11 protein-coding genes and 1 pseudogene are annotated in these 11,652 nt (G+C 49.2%); 5 read left to right on the top strand and 7 right to left on the bottom strand.

Annotated features, from left to right (window positions below; genetic code table 11):
- Positions 1-118: 118 nt before the first annotated feature.
- Together ACYP03_RS09715 and ACYP03_RS09710 are read left to right on the top strand one after the other, a co-directional pair.
- Positions 119-757 carry a transglutaminase-like domain-containing protein gene (locus ACYP03_RS09715; RefSeq protein ID WP_459779457.1) on the top strand — a complete coding sequence of 213 codons (639 nt, stop codon included), beginning with the start codon at positions 119-121 and terminating at the stop codon, positions 755-757.
- A 179-nt stretch (positions 758-936) separates the two neighbouring features.
- Positions 937-1,677 (top strand): GntR family transcriptional regulator, encoded by a 741-nt coding sequence (locus ACYP03_RS09710; protein ID WP_442957547.1) that lies wholly within the window; start codon positions 937-939, stop codon positions 1,675-1,677.
- A gap of 487 nt (positions 1,678-2,164) precedes the next feature.
- Here ACYP03_RS09710 and ACYP03_RS09705 read toward each other — a convergent pair whose 3' ends face one another.
- The 4 genes from ACYP03_RS09705 to gcl form a co-directional block, all read right to left on the bottom strand.
- Positions 2,165-3,439: a glycerate kinase type-2 family protein gene (locus ACYP03_RS09705; RefSeq protein WP_330959664.1), complete on the bottom strand. Its 1,275-nt coding sequence runs from the start codon at positions 3,437-3,439 to the stop codon at positions 2,165-2,167.
- Positions 3,440-3,705: 266 nt separating this feature from the next.
- Positions 3,706-4,593: a 2-hydroxy-3-oxopropionate reductase gene (locus ACYP03_RS09700; protein ID WP_459779455.1), complete on the bottom strand. Its 888-nt coding sequence runs from the start codon at positions 4,591-4,593 to the stop codon at positions 3,706-3,708.
- A gap of 10 nt (positions 4,594-4,603) precedes the next feature.
- Positions 4,604-5,386 carry a hydroxypyruvate isomerase gene (hyi, locus tag ACYP03_RS09695; protein WP_248139788.1) on the bottom strand — a complete coding sequence of 261 codons (783 nt, stop codon included), beginning with the start codon at positions 5,384-5,386 and terminating at the stop codon, positions 4,604-4,606.
- A gap of 29 nt (positions 5,387-5,415) precedes the next feature.
- On the bottom strand, positions 5,416-7,191 hold the full coding sequence (gene gcl / locus ACYP03_RS09690) for a glyoxylate carboligase (protein WP_459779452.1): 1,776 nt from the start codon (positions 7,189-7,191) through the stop codon (positions 5,416-5,418).
- Positions 7,192-7,542: 351 nt separating this feature from the next.
- Between gcl and aceB the strand changes: the two genes are divergently transcribed.
- Positions 7,543-9,102, top strand: coding sequence for a malate synthase A (gene aceB, locus ACYP03_RS09685; RefSeq protein WP_459779845.1), 1,560 nt, complete (start codon positions 7,543-7,545; stop codon positions 9,100-9,102).
- A 188-nt stretch (positions 9,103-9,290) separates the two neighbouring features.
- Complete coding sequence (locus tag ACYP03_RS09680; RefSeq protein ID WP_248139786.1) at positions 9,291-9,731, top strand: GlcG/HbpS family heme-binding protein; 441 nt, start codon at positions 9,291-9,293, stop codon at positions 9,729-9,731.
- 45 nt (positions 9,732-9,776) lie between these two features.
- Here the strand turns inward: ACYP03_RS09680 and ACYP03_RS09675 are convergent, their stop codons facing one another.
- Positions 9,777-10,103 carry a hypothetical protein gene (locus ACYP03_RS09675; RefSeq protein WP_330959669.1) on the bottom strand — a complete coding sequence of 109 codons (327 nt, stop codon included), beginning with the start codon at positions 10,101-10,103 and terminating at the stop codon, positions 9,777-9,779.
- A 287-nt stretch (positions 10,104-10,390) separates the two neighbouring features.
- On the opposite strand from ACYP03_RS09675, the pseudogene ACYP03_RS09670 reads away from it, so the two are divergent.
- Positions 10,391-10,559: pseudogene (locus tag ACYP03_RS09670) on the top strand (integrase core domain-containing protein); the annotation flags it as partial.
- Between the two features lie 101 nt (positions 10,560-10,660).
- Here the strand turns inward: ACYP03_RS09670 and ACYP03_RS09665 are convergent.
- Positions 10,661-11,062: a hypothetical protein gene (locus tag ACYP03_RS09665; protein ID WP_459779449.1), complete on the bottom strand. Its 402-nt coding sequence runs from the start codon at positions 11,060-11,062 to the stop codon at positions 10,661-10,663.
- Positions 11,056-11,652, bottom strand: a 597-nt coding sequence (locus ACYP03_RS09660; protein ID WP_459779448.1) for a hypothetical protein, incomplete at its 5' end; no start/stop codon positions are given. The genes ACYP03_RS09665 and ACYP03_RS09660, both read right to left, overlap by 7 nt.

Genomic DNA, 11,652 nt, shown 5'->3' with positions numbered 1-11,652 from the left:
AAGCCGTGGTGAGTGTGAATCAGTTCAAGCATTGAGATAAAAAACCATGCGTGGATTCGCCACAATAGAGTTAAGGCTCTAATCTAAAAGTCTAATAACAGAAAGGACATCAAGATCAATGAGCACGGCAGCACATATAGCAGCAACGGAATACTTTGATTTCTTCCACCCGGACATTCAGGCGTTCAGTCGTCAGGTCACAGGCTCGACACCCGTCGAAAAAGCGATCAGCATTTATAATCTGGTCCGGGATGAGATTGTTTACAATCCCTACACACTCAAGGATGGCTTACCCAGTTTGAAAGCCAGCTACTGTTTGCAAAACAACCAGGCCTATTGTATCCCCAAAGCTGCACTGATGGTCGCGCTTTGCCGCTTGCACGGTATCCCGGCCCGCCTGGGACTGGCTGATGTGATCAACCACCTATCAACGCCAGCGCTCGTCGAATGGCTCGGTACCGATTATTTTGCCTTGCATGGCTATGCGGAAGTCTTGCTGAATGAAAAATGGGTGAAAGCAACACCCGTGTTTAACAAAGAATTATGTAACAAGTTCAATGTTGAGCCGCTGGCATTTGACGGCCATCATGATGCCACTTTGCAATCCGCGACAAATGATGGCAGCAAACACATGGAGTATGTAAAATATCACGGTTGTTTTGATGATATGCCCGTTGAATTTATTCAGGAAACCGCCTCAAAGGTTTATCCTCATTTTGCCGACATATTCGCAACTGACAATCTGACGGCTCGATAGCCCACCACAGCAGTGAACCGTGGAGTGCTATACCTCTGGTTTATGGCACTCCCTGATTGACATTCCGCTGGCACTCATACTTACTTTTCATATTTATTTTACTCTGAAAAGTTATTTCGCTTTTTACCTCCAATTGCATACAATAACGAAGCAGCTGGAGAAGCTTTAGGAGAGAAGTAGTGACCACGCCAGTGAAAAAGAAGTCGACGCTAAAGAAGTCCCTTCCTGAGAATACGGCACAAACTCAGGACGATATTGTTTATGGCCACATTTTTGACGCCATTCTGGAACAACGTCTGCCACCAAACACAAAACTCAATGAAGAAGCTCTGGGTGAGATCTTTGGTGTCAGCCGGACCATTATTCGCCGTGCATTGCTGCGCCTTTCAGTCGAGCAAATTGTCAAAATTCGCCCGAACCGTGGTGCGGTGGTCGCAGCACCGAATGTAGAAGAAGCCAGACAAGTTCTGAAAGCACGTGAAGTGCTGGAACTGGCCATCACTGAACTTGCAGTTGAACACGCCACCAGTGAACAAGTCGCAACCCTGCGTAAACTGGTCGAAGAAGAGCATGCTGCTTTTGATCAGGGTGATGTCGGCCGTGGTATTCGTTTGTCCGGTGAATTCCATATCCAGCTTGCCACGATGGCGAACAACCCGCCTCTGCTTTCTTTCCAGCGCAGCATCGTTTCACAGACATCATTAATCATCGCGCTTTATGAAGTCGGAAACCGTGGTCAGTGTTCATTTGATGAACATAATCAGCTGCTGGATGCCATTGAGGCTGGTGAAAAAGAAAAGGCTGTCGCACTGATGCGGAACCACCTGGGTCATATCAACGCGAAACTGGCTCTGGATGATGAAGCGATCAGCAGTGACTTACACGCCGTGTTTTCTGATGTAGTTTTGAAACGACGCTAAATTGATAACAATACAGATTAATTTTCAAAACAACATTGTATACAATAACTGCATGCCTTATACTTTCTTCAGTGGGGCATGCAGCCTTCTCGTTCAGTTCGGTATTGTATAAAGTCGCTGCTGCACGCTCCCACCTACCTGCTTATGCCTGTTCTGGACACTCTTTTCCTGCAATCAAGCTTTCTTGGGACATTTTGTCCGCTGTAAAACCATACAGAAAAACATCTAGCATTGTATACATATCCCAGTATGATTTTAGCAATCGTTAGGTTTCTTTCATGCCAGTATCAAAAATTCGTACTGACTGATATTGCGATCTGAAGTGCAGATGAGTATAGAGGGTAGATAGCCAATTTCAGACATAAAAAAAGGAATAGTGCCGCTGACACTATTCCCAAAGGGCACACAGTCTCCAAGGACAAAGAAAACTGTGCCTACCGTTGCCTCTTACAACTTACAACTGAACTCAAGGAGTCAATTTCTTACTTTATTCTTCCTTCGGAAGAATCAGGATGGCGCGAAAATCATTCACATTCGTTAATGTGGGACCTGTTGCTAACAATGAATCCAATTGTTTAAAGAAAGTGTATCCATCATTGTTATCCAGATAATCCTGACTATTGAGCTCTAATGCTTGTCCCTGATGGTAACTTTGAGGATTTAACACCGCACCGGCATTGTCTTCCACACCATCAATTCCGTCGGTATCAGCCGCCAGCGCATAAATTTGCGGATGCCCCTGCAACTCATGATACAGGCTGAGCAGGAACTCACTGTTTCGCCCTCCCCGGCCTTCCCCGCGAACAGTCACCGTGGTTTCCCCGCCCGACAGCAGCACACAGGGCGCGCTGAACGGCTGTTCACGCTCGGCAATTTGCTTTGCCAGTGCCGCGTGTACTTTCGCCACGTCACGAGATTCACCCTCAATGCAGTCACTCAGAATATGTGCCGGTATTCCCCAGTGACCCGCCTCATCGGCTGCCGCTTCCAGCGACAGCTGCGGGCTGGCAATCAGCGCAAAAGAAGCACGGGCCAGGCAGACGTCTCCCGGTTTAACCGTTTCAGATTCCGGGCTGTGCAGCCAGTCGGTCACACTATCGGGCACACTGACCTGATAACGGCTCAGAATTTCGAGCGCATCTTTGCTTGTGGTTGGGTCCGCTACCGTCGGACCTGATGCAATCACAGTCGCTTCGTCACCCGGCACATCTGAGATAGCCAGCGTGATCAACCTGGCGGGTGCGACCGCTTTTGCCAGACGTCCGCCTTTAATAGCCGACAGGTGTTTACGAACACAATTCATCTCATCAATGGCAGCCCCTGATTTCAGCAGCGCTTTATTAATCTGCTGCTTCTGCGAGAACGTGATGCCGGGAGCAGGCAAGCTTAATAAGGCTGAGCCACCACCAGACAGCAGACAAATCACCAGATCGTTCTCATCCAGTCCTTCAACGAGACTTAAGATCCGCTCTGCAACTTCACGCCCGGCATCGTCCGGCACCGGATGCGCCGCTTCGATGACTTCAATTTGCTGACATTCAGTTGTATGCCCGTAACGGGTCACGACCAAACCTTCCAGCTCACCTTCCCAGACACTTTCCAGTGCTCTGGCCATTGAGGCTGCTGCCTTCCCGGCACCAATCACCACGGCCTTGCCTGTTTTATCTTCTGGCAGAAATTGCTTTAAGGTCTCACCGGGGAGGGCCTGTTTTACTGCACGATTAAACAGTGCAGTCAGAAATGCATGCGTTTCCATGTGCATGTTTTGCTCCACGTCATAGTTGCTCCCGGTATGATCACCAGGGGAAAAAACCCGAAACCGTCACTGTCACCCACATTTTTTCGGAACTGGTCGGAGCCGGCCGAGCCACCTCTGACAAGCAGCCGACTCCTTTTTATCCAACCCGCGGTTTCGGGACCACATAACCAAAGGAGACTCAAAAACTGTTATGTGACAAAAAGTTCGGAACGCAGCCACAGCCGTCGCTGCGCCCCGGGACGGTCACCCAAGTGCCGTCATTCAGCAAATTACTGACGGATACTGTGATTCGCCAGTTCTTCAATGGCACGGATCATTGCCGAGTGATCCCAGCCTTCACCGCCCAGCTGGACACAGGCGTCAAACAGGTTCTGTGCAGAACGGGTATTCGGCAGTGACACACCCAGTGCTTCAGCACCAGTCAGTGCCAGATTCAGGTCTTTCTGATGCAGCTGAATACGGAAACCTGGTTCAAAAGTTCCTTTCACCATACGTTCACCGTGAACTTCCAGCACTTTTGAGTTTGCAAAACCACCCAACAGCGCTTCACGGACACGGGCCGGATCAGCACCCGCTTTCGAGGCAAAGACCAGTGCTTCAGCAACCGCTTCAATGTTCAGCGCAACAATGATCTGGTTCGCCACTTTACAGACCTGACCTGCACCGTTATCCCCCACCAGATTGATGTTCTGACCCATCACATCGAACAGCGGTTTTGCCTGAGCAAAGGCTTCTTCACTTCCGCCTACCATGATGGTCAGCGTTGCGTTGATTGCGCCCACTTCACCACCCGAGACAGGTGCATCCAGATATTCCGCACCGGTTTCTTTGACTTTGGCAGCGAAGGTTTTTGTTTCAATTGGCGAGATTGAACTCATATCAATCACAGTTTTGCTGGCGTCCAGGGCTGCAGCAACACCGTTTTCTGCGAACAGCACTTCTTCGACCTGCGGCGTATTCGGCACCATCAGGATGATGTAATCCGCTAATTCTGTCGCTGCTTTGGGTGAATGCACCACCTGAGCGCCATTCGCGACCAGATCTGCCGGTGCTTCGTTGTAATGATCAGAAAACACCAGTTGATGCCCTGCTTTTTGCAGGTTTTCGGCCATCGGTTTACCCATGATACCTGTGCCGATGAATGCGATAGTCGTCATGATCCTCTCCTTAGATTTGATTGAATGCTTTCAGCCAGCCCAGGCCTTCTTCCGTGGTAGTCTGCGGTTTGTACTCGCAGCCAACCCAGCCTTCGTAGCCAATTTCGTCCAGGTGCTTAAACATGAAGGTATAGTTAATTTCACCTGTGCCCGGTTCATGGCGGCCAGGGTTATCGGCCAGCTGGACGTGGCGGATTTGTCCCAGCTCACGGCTCAGCGTTGTTGCCAGATCCCCTTCCATGATTTGCATGTGGTAAATGTCGTATTGCAAATCCAGGTTATCACTGCCGACTTTCTCAATGATGTCCAGCCCCTGACGGGTGGTGTTCAGGAAAAAGCCCGGAATATCACGGGTGTTGATTGCTTCAATGACCAGATTGATACCCGCTTTTTTCAATTCCGCTGCGGCAAAGCGCAGGTTATCGACAAAAGTCGCTTCAGCCTGACCCGGGGTGACACCAGCAGGGACAATCCCTGCCAGACAGTTCACCTGAGTACAATTCAGCGCTTTCGCATAGCGAATGGCTTCCGGCACACCGGCACGGAATTCTTCTACGCGCTTGGGATCGACCGCGATACCACGGTCGCCGGCGTCCCAATCACCCGCAGGCAGATTGAACAGCACCTGAGTCAGACCAAACGCATCCAGTTTGGCTTTGATCGCATCGGCTTCGAAGGCGTACGGAAACAGATATTCCACCCCACGGAAGCCCGCCTGCGCGGCGGCTTCAAAACGGTCCATGAAAGGTACTTCCGTAAAAAGCATGGACAGGTTTGCTGCTAATTTCGGCATGTCACATTCCTTTTGCTGTTCGTGGCTGATTATTGATTGAAGGTGATGGCTGTTGGCGCATCGTCCTGACTTTCAGCCAGCGCTTCAAATTCATTGATGCCGTCAATTTCGACACCCATGGCGATGTTAGTTACACGTTCCAGAATCACTTCAACCACAACCGGAACCTGGTGCTTGTTCATCAGCACCTGAGCTTCACGCAGGGCGTCTGCAATGTTCTCCGGATCCGTGACACGAATCGCTTTACAGCCCAGACCTTCAACCACAGCAACATGGTCGACACCATAACCATTCAGTTCAGGGGCATTCTGGTTTTCAAATGCCAGCTGCACACAGTAATCGATGTCGAACTGACGCTGTGCCTGACGAATCAGTCCCAGATAAGAGTTGTTCACCAGAACATGAATGTAAGGCAGGTTGAACTGCGCACCGGCCGCCAGTTCTTCAATCATGAACTGGAAGTCGTAGTCACCAGACAGGGCAACCACCGGACGGTTCGGATCCGCCACGCGTACACCCAGTGCAGCCGGAATGGTCCAGCCCAGCGGGCCAGCCTGACCACAGTTGATCCAGTGATTCGGCTTGTAGACGTGCAGGAACTGTGCTGCCGCAATCTGAGACAAACCGATGGTGCTCACATAGCAAGTGTCTTCACCGAAGACTTTGTTCATTTCTTCATAAACACGCATTGGCTTCACCGGTGTTTCGGTGTAATGCGTTTTACGCAGCATCGTTGCTTTGCGTTCCTGGCACTCAGCAACCCAGGCACTGCGGTCAACCAGCTTGCCCTGCGCCTTCATATCTCGGGCAACGTCAACCAGGAGTTCCAGTGCTGCTTTGGCATCAGAAACAATCCCCAGATCCGGACAAAAAACACGGCCAATCTGAGTCGGTTCGATATCGATGTGAACGAACTTGCGGCCCTGCGTATAAACATCCACCGAACCGGTATGACGGTTCGCCCAGCGGTTACCAATCCCGAAGACAAAATCAGAAGCCAGCATACTCGTATTACCGTAGCGATGCGCAGTCTGCAGACCAACCATACCTGCCATCAGCTCATGGTTATCCGGAATGGAACCCCAGCCCATCAGGGTCGGAATGACTGGAACACCTGTAATTTCAGCGAACTGTTGTAACAGATCGGCTGCACCCGCGTTAATCACGCCGCCACCGGAAACAATCAGTGGCTTCTCGGCTTCATTCAGCATCGACAGTGCTTTTTCAACCTGGGCACGGCTTGCCGTTGGCTTGTAAGGTTCCAGCGGTTCATAACTGTCGATATCGAATTCAATCTCAGCCAGCTGAACATCCAGCGGCAGATCGATCAGAACCGGCCCCGGACGACCTGAGCGCATCAGGTGGAAAGCATGCTGGAAGGCACGTGGCACCTGAGCAGGTTCCAGAACTGTCGTCGCCCATTTGGTCACTGGCTTCGCAATACTTTCGATATCAACGGCCTGGAAGTCTTCTTTGTGCAGACGGGCACGTGGTGCCTGACCTGTGATACATAAGATTGGAATGGAATCTGCCGAAGCCGAATACAATCCTGTGATCATATCGGTTCCCGCAGGACCGGATGTACCGATACAAACACCAATATTTCCGGTATTGGTTCGGGTGTAACCTTCCGCCATATGAGAAGCACCTTCTACATGGCGAGCCAGAACATGATCAATGCCACCCAGCTTTTTCAGTGCAGCATACATTGGGTTAATTGCTGCACCCGGTACACCAAATGCCTGAATAACCCCTTCTTTTTTCAATACTTCAACGGCGGCTTCAATTGCCTTCATCTTCGCCATAGTGCCTCCTGCATAATTGTATACAATGTTGTGTATGATTGTATTCTAGACATACAAAAATGATCTTCGCAAGGGGACTTTCACGATTTAAAACAAAGTTAACAGACAACAATGTCAGTTATTCTTTTGAAAACATCAGGTTATCAACAAAAACAAAGACACAGAAAAACAACATAAGGTTTACATAGTGATAAAAATCACTTTACCTCGTGAGGGCTCATGGGGTATAGATAATAGGAAAATTATAAGATGTATACAAAACGATAGACCGTTTGTTCTAAGGAGACGCAATTGGATACCCAACAACATCAAGAGGCACAAGCCGAATCCCTACAGCTCGCCGTTGATTCACTGTCACCCGAATATCAGGCGATTCTGAGCGATGATGCCATGGCTTTCCTGACAGCACTGGTCAGCCAGTTCTCTGGCCGTCTGGATTCGCTGCTGGCACGCCGTGAAGTCCGGCAGCAAGAATTCGACCAGGGCAAGCTGCCGGGGTTTCGTGCAGACACGGCTGATATCCGAAATGATAAGAGCTGGAAAATTGCCGGCATTCCTGAGCCTCTTCAGGACCGTCGGGTAGAAATTACCGGCCCGGTAGATCGTAAAATGGTGATCAATGCGCTGAATTCCGGTGCAAAAGTCTTTATGTGTTGTTTCGAGGATGCCACTGCTCCAAGCTGGGACAACATGGTGCAAGGCCAGATCAATCTGCGTGATGCGAACCTCGGCGAAATGCGTTATTTCGACGCCAGCCGTCAGAAAGAATATGTCCTGAATGACCATCCGTCATTGTTGATTGCCCGCCCTCGCGGACTACACCTGCCGGAACAGCATATTCAGTTTCAGGGAAAAGCCATTCCGGGCTGCCTGATGGACTTCGGCCTGTACTTCTTTCATAACTACCAGTCCCGCGCAGCAAAAGGGCTGGGTGTTTACTATTACCTGCCAAAACTGGAATCCATGGAAGAAGGTGCCTGGTGGGCCGATGTATTCCGTTTCACCGAAAACTATTTCGGTGCAGAAACCGGCACGATTAAAGCGACGGTACTGATTGAAACCCTGCCGGCCGTTTTCGAAATGGACGAAATTCTTTATGCCATGCGCGACTACATTGTTGCGATGAACTGTGGCCGCTGGGATTACATCTTCAGCTACATTAAAACGCTGAAGCAGCACAAAGACCGTATCCTGCCGGACCGTCACGATGTGACCATGGCCCAGCCATTCCTGACAGCTTACAGCCAGCTGCTGATCGCCACCTGTCACCAGCGCGGTGCACTGGCCATGGGCGGCATGTCTGCCTTTATTCCGAGCAAAGATCCGGAAGAAATGAAACAGGTTCTCGAGAAAGTGATTGAGGATAAAGAACGTGAATCCTCAAACGGCCACGACGGTACCTGGGTCGCCCACCCCGGTCTGGTCGATACCGCCATGACGGTTTTCAACCAGCGCCTTGGCGGAAAACCAAATCAGCTGGATTATCTGCCACCTGCCGCCAATGACATCACCGCCGACGATCTGCTGGCCCCTTGTGAAGGTCACCGCAATGAAGCCGGAGTGCGGAAAAACATCCGGATTGCGCTGCTGTATATCGAAGCCTGGATTCGGGGTCTGGGATGTGTGCCGATTCACGGCCTGATGGAAGATGCAGCCACAGCGGAAATCTCTCGCGCCAATATCTGGCAGTGGATTCACCATGGCGTCACGCTGGATGACGGTCAGCTGTTCACCTCGGAATTATTCCGCCAATGGCTGCAGCAGGAAGTCGACAGCCTGAAGTTTGAGCTGGACAACAATAGTCAGAACCGACGTTTTGATGATGCGGCACAACTGTTTGATGTGCTGTCGACATCAGACGAATTTGCCCCTTTCCTGACCCTGCCGAGCTATCCGCTGCTGGTGGGTTAAGGATCTGCTCAGGGAAACATCCCGGGGCGGTAAGCAGATGACACCGGAACCAGAAAGTTTCGGAGTCAAACCGCTCACCGAGCATGGATTGGTGGCACAGAGAACAGAATACCCGGCAGTTCCTGCGGACTGCCGTTTGAATCAAAAAGAATTGTTTTGTCAGTTAATTCTTGATCGGAGGGATCACTATGAGCTTAACATTGGAAGATGCACTGGTAATTACCAAGGGCGCGTTCAGCACTGCCCTGACCAAAGGTGCTGCACCCCTGACCGTCGCGGTACTCGACAGTGGCGGTAAACTGATTTCCCTGCAACGCCAGGACGGCTCCAGCATGTTACGTCCTGAAATTGCGATAGCCAAAGCCTGGGGCGCCCTGGCGCTCGGTTGTTCTTCGCGCAAGCTGGCGATTGATGCCCAGCAACGTCCGGCATTCATGTCGGCTGTAAATGTCCTTGCGGAAGGCAACCTGCTGCCCGTCCCCGGCGGAGTCCTCATTCGCGGAAGCGACAAGTGCCTGCTCGGTGCTGTCGGTATCAGCGGCGATTTATCAGAACTCGATGAGTTCTGCGCCATCGCCGGAGTTAAAGCCGCCAACCTGGTTCCTGACGAAGTAGAAGTCGTAGAGTAATGTCATCATAACGATAAAAATTAGAGCCATCCAAAACCAGGGCCATCAATGATGGCCCTTCTTCCATCTCTCAGAATATCTGGCACTCATCAAGACATACATGGCAGCCCAAATCGTGATGAAATAAACTTTAAAATCGGGAAACATATGGGATATTGCAGCCAGAAACAAGCTTCCCCATAAGATCAGATGCAGATAGCGTTTCGCACCATCTAAACGAAAAAACTTATGAAACCAAGGATAATAACTGACAAACAACATCACAACACCGATCACCAAAAGTGTCAGTGCCAGTTGTCCCCAAATCAGCATCATGGACGGAAAAATCAACAACATATCCATGAACATTACTTCTTTTGCTTGTATTTGCACCACAATTCACGATCTCAATCCCCTCAATAAAAATGAAAAACCTCACCTCTGCCCTGTCACATCGGATATATCTTTAAAAATTTGAGAAAAGACGATCACACTATTTACCAAACCAACAAATAATTAGTGGTAAATTTTATTTTTTGACTCTTTATCAGGATATCATACACACACTCAGCTGGCATCCAAAGTCCTGTTTGCAAGGGATGATCGATTCATATGAGGCGCGCTAGCAAAGAATCACAAAATGAATGAATAACAATAAACATAAATAAAACAATACATCATCAATTCGCCGCGAATTCTTAAATACCTATTTGTTCGAATCACTTGAGCATGTTCGGGATATGGATGCGAGATTACAACGAAGAACGCACACACAAGAGCTTAGGAAATATGCCTCCGGCTGAATACCGGAGGCAACTGGAAACCTCTAATTTTGAGTTGTCTCGCTAAAGGAGAAGTGGGCAGACTAAACAGCTGAATTCCTATCCAGTTGATTATAGAAGGTACACTTCCAGCGATATTTCAAATGTCTGTCCTCACAACTCGGCGGATCATTGTCCGCCTTGGTTCAAAGAACATTCCCTATGCGTAGAAAAATGGATACCAGAACCATCTAAAACCCAGACCAGATACCCCTTTTCCTTAGTCGATCTTTCCAAGAGCTTATCTATCGCTTCCTTATTCAGGTTAATCTCAACTTTGTTTTCAACCTCAACAACTATCCGGTCGATACCAACCTCTTTTGATCTTACGCCAAATCTTCCAAGCTCCGAAGCCCCTACAGAAACTGTTCGACATGATGGCCATGTCTCTGAATATTTTGTCCCATCGCCATATATGATCGAGACTTTTATTTCAGTAGGAAACTCATTTCTGAGCGTTGGCCCAGGGAAGCTATCGCAACCAAGTAGCACAGCACAGATCAATAGTAAGGACATCATTCTTTTTACCATGGCCACCAACCTCCATTACCCCTTCCATAATTTTGGGCTGCATTCTCAAAGGGATTTCCTGACGGACCAGATATTCCTCCTCCAATAAAATATGTCGGTAAAAATAGCGGCCCTAGCGCCTGATATTGATATGTATGAGCTTTCTCGTGTAATCCAATTTGAACACTGTAATCCCCATACGAACCATACTGTGACGGCCCAGTACCTCTGCCATATGAAATGGTATTTCCCAATGTAATTGCCGTTTTGGAAAGGGTGAAAGGATTATCTATGAACTGAATAGCATTGTTGCCGAAAGTGATACTTGGACTAACATCGTACAATCCAAAGACGTAACCAACTTCTCCAACAATATGGTCTACTCCTCCATAAATTGCGCCAATAATGGTATTAGGAAGCGCCCATATTTTTCCTATCACATCACCAACAACACTCAATGGATTATTGCCTTGGCTTTGCGCAGAATTCGTAGCATCTTTTTGTCCACGATGAATCTCATCATTAAACAACCTTGAAAACGCCCCCGTCACAGCACCATTCTCAAACTTTCCTCCACTTAATCTTGAACCTGTCCCACCTATGACTGCTGC

The organism is Photobacterium sp. R1, assembly GCF_054600795.1.
This window is presented reverse-complemented; position numbering and strand designations above follow the sequence as displayed.

What these genes read in the sequence shown, in the direction of transcription:
- ACYP03_RS09715 (WP_459779457.1), top strand. Translation starts at nt 119, where the DNA reads ATGAGCACGGCAGCACATATAGCAGCAACGGAATACTTTGATTTCTTC.
- ACYP03_RS09705 (WP_330959664.1), bottom strand. Translation starts at nt 3,439, where the DNA reads ATGCACATGGAAACGCATGCATTTCTGACTGCACTGTTTAATCGTGCA.
- ACYP03_RS09700 (WP_459779455.1), bottom strand. Translation starts at nt 4,593, where the DNA reads ATGACGACTATCGCATTCATCGGCACAGGTATCATGGGTAAACCGATG.
- hyi (WP_248139788.1), bottom strand. Translation starts at nt 5,386, where the DNA reads ATGCCGAAATTAGCAGCAAACCTGTCCATGCTTTTTACGGAAGTACCT.
- gcl (WP_459779452.1), bottom strand. Translation starts at nt 7,191, where the DNA reads ATGGCGAAGATGAAGGCAATTGAAGCCGCCGTTGAAGTATTGAAAAAA.
- ACYP03_RS09680 (WP_248139786.1), top strand. Translation starts at nt 9,291, where the DNA reads ATGAGCTTAACATTGGAAGATGCACTGGTAATTACCAAGGGCGCGTTC.
- ACYP03_RS09665 (WP_459779449.1), bottom strand. Translation starts at nt 11,062, where the DNA reads ATGGTAAAAAGAATGATGTCCTTACTATTGATCTGTGCTGTGCTACTT.